At 47.2% G+C, this 15,476-nt stretch carries 11 protein-coding genes; 3 read left to right on the top strand and 8 right to left on the bottom strand.

Going from position 1 to position 15,476, the window contains the following annotated elements; translation table 11 throughout:
• Positions 1-138: 138 nt before the first annotated feature.
• Positions 139-1,170: a methyl-accepting chemotaxis protein gene (locus AEA42_RS23025; RefSeq protein WP_055647164.1), complete on the top strand. Its 1,032-nt coding sequence runs from the start codon at positions 139-141 to the stop codon at positions 1,168-1,170.
• Between the two features lie 338 nt (positions 1,171-1,508).
• The gene (locus tag AEA42_RS05235; protein WP_231640356.1) at positions 1,509-2,246 is read left to right on the top strand and encodes an ABC transporter substrate-binding protein; all 738 of its coding nucleotides are present in this window, start codon (positions 1,509-1,511) and stop codon (positions 2,244-2,246) included.
• Between the two features lie 71 nt (positions 2,247-2,317).
• Here the strand turns inward: AEA42_RS05235 and carB are convergent, their stop codons facing one another.
• The 7 genes from carB to AEA42_RS05200 form a co-directional block, all read right to left on the bottom strand.
• Positions 2,318-5,542 (bottom strand): carbamoyl-phosphate synthase large subunit, encoded by a 3,225-nt coding sequence (carB, locus tag AEA42_RS05230; RefSeq protein ID WP_055647163.1) that lies wholly within the window; start codon positions 5,540-5,542, stop codon positions 2,318-2,320.
• A 27-nt stretch (positions 5,543-5,569) separates the two neighbouring features.
• A complete protein-coding gene (gene carA / locus AEA42_RS05225) occupies positions 5,570-6,730 on the bottom strand; it encodes a glutamine-hydrolyzing carbamoyl-phosphate synthase small subunit (RefSeq protein WP_086903371.1) in 1,161 nt (386 codons plus the stop codon).
• Between the two features lie 168 nt (positions 6,731-6,898).
• Positions 6,899-7,711, bottom strand: coding sequence for a 4-hydroxy-tetrahydrodipicolinate reductase (gene dapB, locus AEA42_RS05220; protein ID WP_055647169.1), 813 nt, complete (start codon positions 7,709-7,711; stop codon positions 6,899-6,901).
• Between the two features lie 72 nt (positions 7,712-7,783).
• Positions 7,784-8,401 (bottom strand): FKBP-type peptidyl-prolyl cis-trans isomerase, encoded by a 618-nt coding sequence (locus AEA42_RS05215; RefSeq protein ID WP_055647162.1) that lies wholly within the window; start codon positions 8,399-8,401, stop codon positions 7,784-7,786.
• A gap of 192 nt (positions 8,402-8,593) precedes the next feature.
• A complete protein-coding gene (locus AEA42_RS05210; RefSeq protein ID WP_055647161.1) occupies positions 8,594-9,403 on the bottom strand; it encodes a M48 family metallopeptidase in 810 nt (269 codons plus the stop codon).
• Between the two features lie 135 nt (positions 9,404-9,538).
• Positions 9,539-10,132 carry a GNAT family protein gene (locus tag AEA42_RS05205; RefSeq protein ID WP_055647160.1) on the bottom strand — a complete coding sequence of 198 codons (594 nt, stop codon included), beginning with the start codon at positions 10,130-10,132 and terminating at the stop codon, positions 9,539-9,541.
• Positions 10,133-10,266: 134 nt separating this feature from the next.
• On the bottom strand, positions 10,267-11,610 hold the full coding sequence (locus AEA42_RS05200; protein ID WP_055647168.1) for a DEAD/DEAH box helicase: 1,344 nt from the start codon (positions 11,608-11,610) through the stop codon (positions 10,267-10,269).
• Positions 11,611-12,080: 470 nt separating this feature from the next.
• On the opposite strand from AEA42_RS05200, the gene AEA42_RS05195 reads away from it, so the two are divergent.
• On the top strand, positions 12,081-13,790 hold the full coding sequence (locus AEA42_RS05195) for an AIPR family protein (protein ID WP_055647159.1): 1,710 nt from the start codon (positions 12,081-12,083) through the stop codon (positions 13,788-13,790).
• Between the two features lie 446 nt (positions 13,791-14,236).
• Here the strand turns inward: AEA42_RS05195 and dnaJ are convergent, their stop codons facing one another.
• Entirely contained in the window at positions 14,237-15,370 is a 1,134-nt protein-coding gene (gene dnaJ, locus AEA42_RS05185) for a molecular chaperone DnaJ (RefSeq protein WP_011716086.1), read from the bottom strand.
• Between the last annotated feature and the right edge of the window lie 106 nt (positions 15,371-15,476).

The following is a 15,476-nucleotide window of genomic DNA, read 5'->3' as shown; positions in this document are numbered from 1 at the left end:
TTGGAGGTACTCAGGCGGCCTGATTATCAAATCACGGAGAAAGAATTGCTGGCGGCCTGGGTATTATTCGCCAATCAGTTGCTCAAATATGGCTATGCTATGGCTGATTTATGAGGGGATCCTTCAGAGCAAAAGCTCATTGATCAACAAGATAGATACGAAGTTGAAATCGAAGAGCTAAAAAATATGGCCCGCGAAAATGAAGCCATGCAACAACAGTCCCGCCAAAATACCGATCTTTATAGTGAAGTTATTGCCTGCCAAAACCAAGGTGGCGAGATGTTAAATGCGGTGAGAGAAGGACTCGCGAGCAGCGCCGAGTTACTCACTGAAGAAAAAGAATCATTATCTGAATTAGATAAGATTTTTGATCAAACGCGGGTAGCCATTGTTAATTTAGGCAATCGAGCGACCTATATTAATGAGCAAGCCACCAGTAGCATGCAAGCGGTGACGGAGCTCAACAGTACCACCTCATCTATTAACCAATTTGTTGCCGCCATTCAAGGTATCTCAGAGCAAACCAACCTACTTGCTCTCAACGCTGCAATTGAAGCCGCTCGGGCGGGTGAAGCGGGTCGTGGCTTTGCTGTTGTTGCCGATGAAGTCAGGCAATTAGCCAGTAAAGCACATGAGGCCAGTAGCCAAATCGAGAAACTGGTTAAACAGATTGTAACGCAAGCCTCTAATATTAAAGAGATTGTTTATAATAATCAAAACAGTGCCCTCGATGTCGCCTCCTCTTCCACCCAAATCGGCCAAGTGGTTGAAGATGTACTGCAACGCTCTAATAATATGCAGCAGGTGATTCATAATGCTGCGACCGCATCATTTTTAAATACCACTAAACTCGACCACGCTGTTTGGAAGAGTAATGTGTACCAACTCATTGAAAAAAATCAGCACAATCATGGCGTAAATTCCCATACTGAGTGCCGCTTAGGCCAATGGTATTTCAAAGGCTTTGGCGCTGAAAATTATCAGCATTTAAGCAACTTTAAGGCGTTGGATGCTCCCCATAAAGCGGTGCACGATGCAGGTAAAGCAGCACTCGCGGCAAGGCAACAAGGTAATTTACCCGAAATGGTCAGACAATTACGTTTAATGGAAGACTCAAGCATGCGAGTCGTTAATTGCCTCGATAATCTACTACGAGATGTTTATCGCTAGTAACAGCAATATATACCCATGAATAGCGCGCTTTTTAAGTGACCTATTCATGGGGCATCAATTAGCAACCTCACTCATCTAAAGCTCACTAAAACAGATATAGCGCATCGGCAGCCTCCTTTGCACAACAAGGAGGCAATTCTATCTTGCCTCAATGACCAATATGATTTATCAATAATTTTCTAACCCAAGAGTACAGATCACAAAATAACCCTAAAGTGGCTTGCGAGCTTAAGAGTTGTCATCTTTAATTCAATATGAGCACGCCGTGAGACTCGCATATAACATTCTAATTCCTAGGGTTATTAATGACATTTTTTACCCATTTAGTGCGCGTTATGCTTCTCTGCGTTATCCCGCACACAGCTCAGGCCACACTCAATATTTATACAGAAGAATGGGCTCCGATTAGCTTTTCGGTTGATGGCCAACCCGATGGATTAGCTGTACAAGTCGTGCAAGAAATCCAAAAACGTATCGATAACCAAGATCCTATCAAGATTGTGCCCTGGGCTCGCGGCTGGAAAATTATCACCGAACAACCCAACACGGTGTTATTCACAATGACACGTACCGCAGAGCGTGAGCGTATGTTTAGTTTGATAGGCCCTGTCGCGGTTGGCACAACAAACTTTTATGCTCTAAAAAGTAGCAAGCTTAACATTGACTCAATTGAAGGTGCTAAGCAGGCAAAAGCAATTGGGGTGTATCGTTCCTCTGTCGAAGAACAATTATTAATGGATCATGGGTTTACAAATCTCGCCCCCTCATCGACACCACTACTAAGCGCAAAGCAGTTAATGAAGCAGCGAATCGATCTATGGTGCAACGCTAATCTCACGGCGCCAAGTATTCTTGCAGAAGCCGGAGCCAGTATTGATGATGTAAAATCCCTCTACACCATCAGCGCGAATCATCTGTACATTGCATTTTCTCAAGGCACACCAACGGAGGAAGTTGATAAATGGAAAGAAGCACTAGTCAGCATCAAGGCCGATGGCACCTTTGCACAAATTTATCACCGCTGGCTGCCCAATGATGCGCCGCCAATGGAAACCGAGCGTATCGGTTTATAAACCTTTTACCCCTTAAAAACAAAGGCCGGATAACAACGTTATCCGGCCTTTTGATTTCAGAAGCTTATGGCTTATTTAGCCAATACGCGCTGATGCAGCTCTTGCACTGACGTCACGTTAGTGCGATCGTCCGCAGCGTGTGCCATGCAAGTGGCAAATGCCGCGTTCATGGTCGTGGTGTAGTTCACTTTGTAACGCAGTGCACCGCGACGTAATTGACGCGAGTCTTCAATCGCTTGACGGCCTTCGGTGGTGTTCACAATGTAGGTGTACTCACCGTTCTTGATGCGGTCAAGAATGTGTGGACGGCCTTCGTGTACCTTGTTCACTAAGCGTGGGTTGATACCCGCTTCACCTAGGATAACCGCTGTACCGTGGGTGGCATCGATTTGATAACCCAGCTCAATCAACTTAGCGGCTAAGTCGGCAACACGTTTCTTATCGCTGTTACGCACAGACAAGAGTGCACGACCAGACTTAGGCACTTCAGAAGTCGCACCTAACTGCGCCTTAGCATAGGCTTCGGCGAAGGTATCGCCCACGCCCATTACCTCACCCGTTGAGCGCATTTCTGGGCCTAACAGTGGGTCAACGCCAGGGAACTTGTTAAATGGCAGTACCACTTCTTTCACAGAGTAGAAAGGTGGAATAACTTCTTCAGTGAAGTTTTGCGCTTTTAAGCTTTGACCTGCCATCACACGGGCGGCAATCTTCGCTAACGGCACACCAGTGGCTTTCGACACAAATGGCACGGTACGCGCTGCACGTGGGTTAACTTCAATCATGTAGATTTCGTTATTCTTCACGGCAAACTGCACGTTCATCAGACCGACAACACCCAGCTCCATCGCCAACTTGCCGACTTGTACGCGCATGCGATCTTGGATTTCTTGGCTTAGGGTGTAAGGAGGCAGAGAACAACCTGAGTCACCTGAGTGAACACCCGCCTGCTCGATATGCTCCATAATCGCGCCGATAACCACAGTTTCACCGTCACAGACTGCGTCGATATCCACTTCGATAGCATCATCTAGGAAGTGGTCTAACAGTACTGGTGATGCGTTAGATACGCTTACCGCTTCGTTGAAGTAGCGCAGTAAATCCTGTTGGTCGTAAACGATTTCCATCGCGCGGCCGCCCAGTACATAGGATGGACGAACAACCAGTGGATAACCGATACGCTCAGCGGCAATTACCGCACCTTCAACCGTAGTGACGGTATCGTTTTCAGGCTGCTTCATTTCCAGGCGTTGAATCGCTTGCTGGAAACGCTCACGGTCTTCTGCACGGTCAATCGCATCTGGGCTAGTACCAATAATCGGCACACCCGCCGCCTCAAGGGCGCGAGCCAGTTTCAGCGGAGTTTGACCACCGTACTGCACGATAACGCCCTTTGGCTTCTCGATACGGACGATTTCTAACACATCTTCTAGGGTAACAGGCTCGAAGTACAGACGATCTGAGGTGTCGTAGTCAGTAGAAACGGTTTCAGGGTTACAGTTCACCATGATGGTTTCATAACCGTCTTCACGCAGGGCTAATGCCGCGTGCACACAGCAGTAATCGAATTCGATACCTTGACCGATACGGTTTGGACCACCACCTAACACCATGATTTTGTCACGGTCAGATGGGTTCGCTTCACACTCTTCCTCGTAGGTTGAGTACATGTAAGCGGTGTCAGTCGCAAATTCAGCCGCGCAGGTATCTACGCGCTTGTAAACTGGGTGGATGTCGAAACGGTCACGCAATTTACGGACTTCAGTCTCGTTTACGCCAAGGACCGCCGCCAGACGCGCATCGGCAAAACCTTTACGCTTAAGCTTACGCAGCAGTTCTTCGTTAAGACCGGCTAAACCGCCTTCGGCCACTTGGCCTTCCAGCTTAATCAGCTCTTCAATCTGGACTAAGAACCATGGGTCAATATTGGTTAAACGGAAGATTTCATCCAGGGTTAAACCCGCACGCATCGCATCGGCGATGTACCAAATACGGTCACAGCCAGGCTCTTTTAGCTCGAGGCGGATACGGGCTAACGCATCAGGCTTAGACATGTCAGTAATCGGGTCTAAACCGTGACGGCTTACTTCTAAACCGCGCAGGGCTTTTTGTAGTGACTCTTGGAAAGTACGGCCAATCGCCATCACTTCACCCACAGACTTCATCTGCGTGGTTAAGCGGTCGTTAGAACCAGCGAACTTTTCAAAGTTAAAGCGAGGTACTTTAGTCACAACATAGTCAATTGCAGGCTCGAACGACGCTGGCGTACGGCCGCCAGTAATGTCGTTCATCAGCTCATCGAGGGTGAACCCCACCGCTAACTTGGCCGCAATTTTTGCAATCGGGAAGCCAGTTGCTTTTGATGCCAATGCCGATGAACGCGATACCCGTGGGTTCATCTCGATGATCACCATACGGCCATCTTTCGGGTTGATACCAAACTGTACGTTCGAACCGCCCGTTTCAACCCCAATCTCACGCAGTACGGCCATAGAGGCATTACGCATGATTTGGTATTCTTTGTCAGTCAGAGTTTGCGCGGGTGCAACGGTAATAGAGTCGCCAGTATGCACACCCATTGGGTCGAAGTTTTCGATAGAGCACACGATGATACAGTTGTCGTTACGGTCACGAACCACTTCCATCTCGTATTCTTTCCAACCGATTAAGCTCTCGTCAATGAGCAGCTCTTTGGTTGGCGATAAATCTAAACCTTGAGAACAGATTTCTTCGAACTCTTCCTTGTTATAGGCGATACCACCGCCCGAGCCACCCATAGTGAATGATGGACGGATAATACAAGGGAAACCCACTTGCTCAAGAACGCCATAGGCTTCTTCCATGCTGTGGGCGATGCCCGCGCGTGGACACTCTAAACCAATGCTCTTCATGGCTTTGTCGAAGCGGCTACGGTCTTCGGCTTTATCAATCGCGTCGGCAGTCGCGCCGATCATTTCAACGTTAAATTCAGCCAGCACGCCTTTAGCCTCAAGCTCAAGCGCGCAGTTTAGAGCGGTTTGACCGCCCATGGTAGGCAGAATCGCATCAGGACGTTCTTTAGCGATAATGTTGCGTACCACTTCCCATTGGATTGGCTCGATGTAAGTGGCATCGGCCATTTCAGGGTCGGTCATAATGGTGGCAGGGTTAGAGTTCACCAGAATGACGCGGTAACCTTCTTCACGCAGGGCTTTACAGGCTTGAGCGCCTGAATAGTCGAACTCACACGCCTGACCAATGACAATCGGGCCTGCACCTAGGATAAGAATACTCTTTATATCTGTACGTTTTGGCATTGCTTCTCTCTTCTCCTAGCTTGCGTATTACTTAGCGTTCTGACGGTATTGTTCAATAAGCTCGATAAAGTGATCGAACAGTGGGGCCGCATCGTTCGGACCAGGGCTCGCTTCAGGGTGACCTTGGAAGCTGAACGCAGGTTTGTCCGTCAGATGGATACCTTGCAGTGAACCATCGAACAGTGACTTGTGAGTCACTTTGATATTGGCAGGTAATGTGGCTTCATCGGCAGCAAAACCGTGGTTTTGGCTGGTGATCATCACGTTACCTTTTTCGATATTGCTCACTGGGTGGTTAGCACCGTGGTGACCAAACTTCATCTTTAAGGTTTTCGCGCCTGATGCCAATGCCAGTAATTGGTGGCCTAAACAGATACCGAAAATCGGCGTATCGGTTTTCAGGATTTGTTGAATCGCTTCAATCGCGTAGTCGCATGGCTCTGGGTCACCAGGGCCGTTAGAGAGGAACACACCGTCTGGGTTCATCGCTAACACGTCAGCTGCGGGTGTTTTTGCTGGAACAACGGTGACGTCACAGCCACGGTCAACCAACATGCGCAGAATGTTTTGCTTAACGCCGTAGTCGTAGGCAACGACTTTGTACTTCAGCGCTTCGGCTGGAGTATCTTCAGGTAAGCCGCCCACTAAACGCCAGCTACCTTTACGCCATGGGTAAGCTTTCTCAGTCGTCACTTCTTTCGCTAAATCCATGCCCTTTAAACCTGGGAAGGCTTTAGCCGCAGCCAGTGCTTTCGCTTCATCTAAGTCAGCACCCGCCATGATGCAACCCGCTTGGGCACCTTTTTCACGGAGGATTCGAGTTAATTTACGAGTATCGATATCTGCGATGCCAACAACATTGTTCGCTTTGAGATAATCACTGAGGGTTTGCTGATTGCGGAAACTACTTGCTACGAGTGGAAGATCGCGAATGATTAAACCACAAGCATGAACCCCATTGGATTCGACGTCTTCATTATTGGTACCAGTGTTACCAATGTGGGGGTAGGTTAAAGTTACTATTTGGCGTGAATAAGAGGGATCAGTTAAAATTTCTTGGTATCCTGTCATGGAAGTGTTAAAAACAACTTCACCAACAGAGAGACCATCGGCACCAATTGCTGTGCCAGTGAATACGGTTCCATCTTCGAGTACGAGTAAGGCAGACTTTGTCAACGCGACCTCCATAAAGAGCCAAGCCACTGAAATATAATGTTTTTATGCTATGTTAAGATACCAATTTCCGCTTATTCACGAAATTTTGACAAATTCCAGCGAGTTTACAGGATAAATCCAAACTCGTCTACACCCTGGTATCTGAGTGCAAAAAAAAACGCCAACATGGCGTTTTTTCTGTTAATTCAAACCTAATACCTGCTGCATGTCATACAGACCCGGTTTTTGCTCCACTAACCAATGGGCGGCACGCATAGCGCCATTAGCAAAGGTCATACGACTAGAGGCTTTATGGGTGATCTCTAAACGCTCACCGATATCGGCAAACATGGCGGTATGCTCACCGACTAAGTCGCCCGCGCGCACAGTCGCAAAACCAATCGTTTCACGGTCACGCTCGCCTGTGATCCCTTCGCGGCCATAGACGGCGCATTTTTCAAGATCACGACCTAAGGTCTTGGCAATCACTTCACCCATTTTTAGCGCAGTGCCAGATGGCGCGTCTTTCTTATATCTGTGGTGACCTTCGATAATCTCGATATCGGTGTAATCGCCCATGACCTCTGCGGCCAACTCGAGCAATTTCCACATCAGATTGACACCCACGGACATGTTCGGCGCCATCACTACCGGCGTTTGCTCGGCAAAGGCATTGATCTGTTCTTTTTGAGCATGATTGAAACCGGTTGTGCCGATCACCATGGCTTTCTTATGGCGCACACACCAGTCTAAATGGACAATACTGGCCTCTGGCGCAGTAAAATCAATCAGCACATCAAAGTCATCGGTCGCATAGTCGAGCGAATCCATCACTAGGACATTTAACTTGCCCACACCGGCAAGCTCGCCCGCATCCACGCCAACTAAGCTTGAACCGGGACGCTCGATGGCGGCACCTAAGCGAATGTGCTCTTGATGATAAGCCGATTCAATAAGAGTCCGTCCCATGCGTCCACCCGCACCGACAATTGCAACTCTCACTTGTCCACCCATTTCAATCTCCTCAAACCTGTTCATCACTTCCATACAAAAACGCCTAAGACTGGCTTAGGCGTTTCGATCACATTAGACGATGTCTAATAACTCGACTTCAAACACTAAGGTTGAGTATGGAGGAATAGAAGCACCCGCACCACGCTCACCGTAAGCTAAGTGATGTGGAACGAATAATTTTAACTTAGTACCTACTGGCATCAATTGCAGGGCTTCAGTCCAGCCAGCGATAACGCCAGATACTGGGAATTCAGCTGGTTGACCACGAACAACAGAGCTGTCGAACACATCACCATTGATGAAAGAACCATGGTAATGAGTACGCACTGTGTCTTCGTAGGTTGGTTTTGCACCGCTACCTTGAACTAATACTTCGTATTGCAGACCAGAGTCAGTCACGATCACGCCAGCACGCTTAGCGTTCTCAGCTAAAAAGGCTTCGCCTTCAGCAGAAGCGGCAGCAGCAGCTTGCTCTTGAGCCGCTTGAATACGACGGCTGATCTCAGTGAATGCAACTTGCATATCTTGCATAGATACAGCGCTTTCAACGCCAGCAAATGCATCGGCTAAACCTGCTTGAACGGCAGCAATATCCACACCTTCAAAAGAATTAGCAGCCAGTTGCTCGCCCATTTGACGACCTACACCATAGCTTGCTTGCTGTTCAACAGTACTGAATTTATCAGACATAATTAACGACTCTCAATGTTCAATGGAATTTTGCGCGCCAGTTTACCATAGTTCCACGCCCTATGCTGATAAACTGACTGCTTATTTAACTTTGGCGGCGATTTTACGTAACCAATGCGTATTTATCCAGCAATTGCGCCTAATTGCGGCAAGATAAGGCCTGCCTCTAAACGAGCGCCACGCACTGAATGGCTATTTAGGCAACACGCATTGGTTTTTGATATTCGCCTTTGCGCTCTGATACAAAGGCTGCATTTGCCCCTGTAATTGCTCGAGTTGGGCGATGCGGTTGCTGTTTGATGGGTGCGTCGATAACAGCTCTGGCCCTTGGCTACCGCCCGCTTTCGACATGTTGTGCCAAAGTACCACGCTCTGCGCTGGGTCGAACCCTGCCCGCGCCATCAACTCCAGCCCCATCACATCCGCCTCACTCTCCTGAGCGCGACCAAAGGGTAAAATCACCCCAACCTGCGCACCTAGTCCTAAGGCCGACATATATAAGTCACGGTTTGAGACGCCGCTCGCGCCAAGGGCGGCATCGGCGATTTGCATCCCCATGCCCGTCATCTGCGCCCGAGAGACCTGCTCATTACCGTGCTGCGCTAATACGTGGGCCACTTCATGGCCTAAGACGGTCGCGAGTTGATCTGGAGTGGTCGCGACTTTTAATAATCCGGTATACACGCCAATGTGTCCACCAGGCAATGCAAAGGCGTTCACTTGCTCGGAGTTGAATAACACGACATCCCACTTCTGGCTTTGATCGGGCAGCGCTGCAGTGACGCGATTCGCCACGCAATTTACGTACTGGGTGAGCTTTTTATCACTGCTGATCTTTTGCTGCTTTTTCATTTCTTCAAAAGATGCATCCCCCATTTGCTGCATCTGCGATGCCGAATACAGCAAGGTTTGACCACGCCCCGTGGGCGATTTAGTGGTCGCGCAGCCCGATAATCCTAACGTGAGTCCAACCGCCACTAAGGCGAGTGTTATTGATTTCATAGGGAACTCCTTAATCCGAACGAGGCTGAAGCTAGCAGACTCAACTAATCATGATTAAGATTTTACTGAGATAGCAAGCAGAAGCCAAACGAGATTCAGAATCTTGTCTGGTAGCAAGAGTGAGCCTAGCGCCAGTTAACGTGCAATATAGTCTTCCCTTAACATGGCATAGAGATACTCATCGCCCCATGCGCCCTTAAAGAAGATGTTTTTCACATAATGGGCTTCGCGCCGAAAGCCCAGTTTTTCGAGTAATCTACAGCAGGCAAGATTGTCTACATCGGTTATCGCAATGACACGATGCTTATCTAATTCCACAAAGAGATAACCCAGCAATGCGCTGACGGCCTCAAACGCAACCTGCTGGCCTTGATACTCAGGCGCAATCGTAAAGCCGATTTCCATTTGCTGCTCATCGATAAAATGCAGCGCCACATCGCCCACTAAGATGGCAGGCGTCGCTGCCGATGCCTCAGAGACAATCGCCAATTGAAACCATGTGTCCGCCGCGCCAAATTGTGCATAATCCATGTTCTCGAATAGCGCGACGGCATCGCTATAGGAGTAATCCGTCCAGCTTTGATATTTGGCAACCTTAGGCTCGGCTCGATAGGCGGTAAAAGCTTCGAGATCCGCTCGCTGAAATGGCCGAAGCGTAAAACGTTGGGTGGTTAAACCGTGATTTACCATGTGGTGAAGTGCGTTACCTATCGCCAATGTCGACGCCATGCCTGCTCCTTTCATGTGAATAAACCGCTAATTTCAGTAAGCCCTTAAACTCGCTATATAGTTCGCCCAGCTGAAACAGGTAAACAGCAGCCAATAAGTGCTAGCAGTTTATGGATAGCAGCGCAGCCTCACTCTCAACGCTTACCTTTAAAGGCTTTGATACTTTGCTTATTAAGACTGCGACGATTCGCCTGCTTATCCCGAGGTGGGCGCTTAGGCGCCACTTTATTATCAATACCGTCCTCTCTAGTTCTTTCGCTCGGCTTATCGGTCACAGGAAAGTCCGCCAATGATGCTAACGGTAACTCACGCGCCGTCAAGTTGCGGATCGCGGTCAAGCTTGGCATTTCACCATGACACACCAAAGAGATGGCAAGCCCATTAGCGCCTGCCCTTGCGGTGCGGCCAATGCGGTGTACATATACAGGAGCACTCATGGGTAAATCTAAGTTGATCACCACAGGCAAGGCATCGACATGAATACCACGGGCCATTAAATCCGTCGCCACCACCACTTGAATGCGATTGGCTTTAAAGTCGGCCAAGGTTTGGCTGCGCACGGTTTGATCTTTTTCGCCGTGCAGTGCAGCAGCATTTATCCCTGCCTTAACTAGTCGTTTCGCTATTGCATCCGCATCATCGCGGGCACTGATAAACACTAGCACTTGCGGCCATTGATATTGTTTGAGTAACGCAATCAATGCCTGCGCCTTACTGCCCTTATTGACTAAATACAGTTGCTCTTCGATGTCGGCGGCGACAGCATTGCGTGTACTGGCCTCAACCCGAAGGGGATTATGGGTCAGCAATTTACCAGCTAAGGCATCCAACGCCTCTGGCAAGGTGGCAGAAAACAGTAAGGTTTGCTTGCGCTTAGGCATCATTGCCATCAGCTTTTGCACATCAGGCCAAAATCCCATTTCCAACAAACGGTCAGCTTCGTCTAGCACTAAGCATTTTATCGAGTCGAGACTGATATGGGACTGCGTGCATAAATCCAATAAGCGCCCAGGGGTTGCCACGACAAGCTGCGGTTTAGCGGCAAGTTCGGCTAATTGTTCTTCCTGCGCGATGCCGCCACAAAGGAGCTGAATATTCAAAGAAGACAATAACTTACTCGCCAGCGCGTGCAGCGCTATCGCTACCTGCTGCGCCAATTCCCGTGTCGGCACCAGCACCAAGGCCTGCGTATTGCTGGCCGAGGATAACACTGACTCAGCCCGCGCGAACCCCACTTGCTGCTGTAGTTGTTGGTAGATAGCTTGTAGCAAGGGCAATCCAAAAGCCAAGGTTTTACCGCTACCGGTTTGCGACAGCGCTAACACATCTCGCCCCGCAAGAATTGCCGGAATCGCTAATTGCTGTACCCGTGTCGGATGCTTGACCGCAACAGGCAATACCGAACATAACGCCGCATTGACGCCAAGCTCGGCAAAGGTTAACGACTCTGTGGAAGGAGAAGGCTTAGGAATGGTCATCGCAACACCAATAAAAACATGGGAGCGAAAGTTTACGCAGAGTTGGCTGCTAATACCAATGTTGTTTCGGCTTTGACTAAAGCCTTGGGGTAGTTGTTTCGTCATATCCAGTGACGTATCGGATTACCAACTATCGACAAGCAATCATTGAGTTAAAGGTTTTTAAATCAAAGTCGTGGGTCTTCAACCCACACCCGACCAAGAGGGGATCAACAGCAATTCCCTCTTGGATCTCCCTTGCCGCCCTAGCGAAGTTACATGCATTAGAGACTGGCTTCGTGCTTATTCGAAAATCGCTAACGCTTCCGATGGTACATCCTGTACCCCGAAAGCTAACTCGGCATCCATGCCTCGCTCACGCGATTTCCTTCAACGCCCTTCAGCAACTTCGCAGGGGAAGGTGAACTCCTTCCCATTTATTGTTGATTATTCTGTGTTAGGATTGTTAAAAATGAACGAATGGAGGCGTTATGTCACAAACTGCAAGCGTAAATGATTTTAAGTTATTGAATATAAAATGTAAGAAGTACTTTGATCTTTACTCTAAAGGTGCTGATTTTATTAATCATCCTGATAATGATAAGTTGAAAGAGCGATTTGGCTTTTATCTTTTTATGCTTGAAAATTTATGTGATGAAAAAGATCTTGATCGAGTTAGCGATATAATTACAGATACAGAGTATAACGCCCATTTGATCGGCGAACGCTATAATGATCATGGTATTGATGCCTTATATATTGATGATGAAAATAAAGAGATAAAGCTTTTTAACTTTAAGTTTAGGGAGACATTTAAACCTGGCCAAATGCAAAGTTTAAATGAAGCATTTATTTCAACAAAATTAGTTAACTGCATTTTAAATGGAAACCATAATGGTTTGGAAGGGAAGTTAAAAAATCTTGTTATTGAAGCCATTAACAAACTCAACTCCAATGATGTCTGGAAAATGACGCTATATATCTTGAGCAATGAGCATTCTCCTATTAATATTGATGAAAATTCAATCCAACAACTTAAAGATTTTTACGATATGGAAGTTGTCTCTATTTGTTTACCACAAATAAAGACTTTGATGTCTCTTCGACCTAAACCCATTAAAGCAGAACTAATTATAGAAAATGATGCTTTAATGTCCTATTCTGAAAGCTCGATATCTACATCTAAATCGTACATTGTAAGACTAAATGCCGCAGACATAATTCGTATTACTTGTAAGAATCCTGAGCTTCGCAATAACTACAATTGTGAGCATATTGAAATTTTGGCGAAAGAACGAATTGATTACGGCGTATTGTTTGATAACGTCCGTGGATTTGTTCAAAAGTCTAAATATAATGAGGCCATTGCTAAATCACTTAAAGAGGAGCCAAGTAAGTTCTTTATGTACAACAATGGTATGACAATTGTTGCTAAAGATATTAAAGCTGAGCCTGTTAATGGTAATAAGAAAATTAGAATTTCAATTGATGACTTTCAAGTTTTAAATGGAGGCCAAACATTAAGAACCTTGCATAACTTCAATGCACAAGATGAAGGCAACATTACAGATTACCTTTCTAAAAGTGAAGTTCTTGTGCGTATCTTTAATGCATCAAATACTGATGCTGTAAATAAAATTGCAGAGTATACAAACAGTCAGAACTCTATTTCAAATGTAGACTTAAAATCTCTAAGTACGTTACAAATACAATTGGAACAGTTGCTTGATGAGCATGATATCATTTATTCCCGTAAGAATGGCGATACCGGCATGAATGATCTGAAAGAGTATCGTTATAAAATTAGTATGGAGTTGTTTGGCCAGATTTTATTTGCAGTTCAAGGTAATCCTGAAAAGTCATCCAATCAAAAGCAACATATTTTCGGTAAATTTTATGATGAGATTTTTTCTGAGAAAAACTTCAACATATCAGAAGCGCCATCTATTATTGAAAACTATTTCGAGATAAAAAAATCTTATGGTTCTGCTGCGGAGTCGCTACAGAAAATAGAGCAGAAAGTTTTTTACATATTATATATGAAAAGAGTTCGGCCGGAACTCGATTATATACAATGCATCAATGAGTTAGAGCGAATATTAAACATTTTCGAGCCCTCTAATACAACACTTTCAGATGCACGGAAAATGATTCAAGTCCGTTTTAAAGAATTTTTGAATTCAGAAATTGGTGTTGATTAATTATAAAATTGTAAAAAGTGGATCGGCGTTGCATGTATAACTTATATGGTTAACAGTTGATACTAGAGTCTAAGGAATACACCTCCCCTCGGAGTTGCCGCAGGGCGAATAGGCAAATTGCGTGAGTCTCGCCATGGATGGCGAGCTAGCTTTCGCAGGTGCAGGGACGCATCCTTCGGAAGCGATAGCAAATTTGGCAATGAGCACAAGGGGCTTTCAACTCCGTTGGGGACGCCGGGGGATATCCAAAAGGGGAACAGGCGCTTTTCCCCTTTTGGTCGGGTGTGGGGTGAAGCCCCACGACTTTGACTTTGCTTTGCTTTAAAACCAACGAAATCTCAAACTAGATTTGAGATATAAAAAAGCCCCGCTAGTGTTAAACACTGCGAGGCTTTATTTATCTAGTGTGCAGCTAACTAACATAACCGCTGTGCCACTAAGCCTAATTAGCTATTTAGGTCTTGGAAAAACTTCTTCACGCCATCGAAAAAGCCTTCAGCCTTTGGGCTGTGCTTCTTTGATTCACCAGTTAAGGTCGCCTCAAACTCACGCAGTAATTCTTTCTGACGCTCGTTGAGGTTGACTGGCGTTTCCATCACGACTTTACAGAGCAGGTCGCCAACGGCATGGCTGCGAACCGATTTCACCCCTTTGCCACGTAGACGGAACATACGACCCGTTTGCGTTTCGGCTGGGATCTTCAGGCTGACTTTGCCGTCCAGTGTTGGGACTTCAATCTCGCCGCCGAGCGCCGCTTTGCTGAATGAAATCGGCACTTCGCAGTAGAGGTTGTTGCCATCACGCACGAAAATAGCATGTTCACGTACTGTGACCTGAACGTATAAATCGCCCGGTGGCGCACCAAACTCGCCCGCTTCACCTTCACCCGCTAAGCGGATACGGTCGCCAGTGTCGACACCCGCTGGGATCTTAACTGACAGGGTTTTGGTCTTCTCGACACGACCATCACCATGGCACTTAGAGCAAGGATCTTTAATGATCTTGCCGCGACCATGACAGGTTGGACATGGCTGTTGTACGGTGAAGAAACCTTGGCGCATTTGCACTTGGCCTTGACCATGACAGGTGCCACAGGTGGTCGCCGAAGAGCCTTTTTTCGCCCCGCTGCCGTCACACACATCACAGCTGGCTAAGGTTGGAATTCGCAGTTCTTTGGTGAGGCCTTTTACGGCTTCTTCCAGTGATAACTCTAGGTTGTAACGTAAATCTGAGCCGCGGGCCGCTTGGCGTTGACCGCCACGGCGTCCACCGCCGAAAATATCGCCAAAGACATCACCGAAAATATCGCCGAAATCTCCCGCGCCGCCGTAGCCACCACCGCCGCCACGATTAGGATCCACACCCGCATGACCAAATTGGTCATAGGCCGCTTTTTTGTTGGCATCGGTAAGGATTTCGTAGGCTTCTTTAACTTCTTTAAAGCTCGCCTCGGCAGCTTTGTCGCCAGGGTTGCGATCGGGGTGAAACTTCATCGCCAAACGCTTGTAGGCTTTTTTAATTTCACGTTCGCTGGCGTCACGACCAACGCCTAATACTTCGTAATAATCTCGCTTTGACATAATCTCATGCTTCTCAGCTTAAGTTGAACGAACGGGCGTTAGGGTTTCCCCGTAACGCCCGCCTAGAAATTAACTATTTGAAATCAATCAATTTGATTGAGAGCAA

Source organism: Shewanella sp. Sh95, assembly GCF_001308045.1.
Classification (GTDB): Bacteria; Pseudomonadota; Gammaproteobacteria; order Enterobacterales; family Shewanellaceae; genus Shewanella; species Shewanella xiamenensis.
This window is presented reverse-complemented; position numbering and strand designations above follow the sequence as displayed.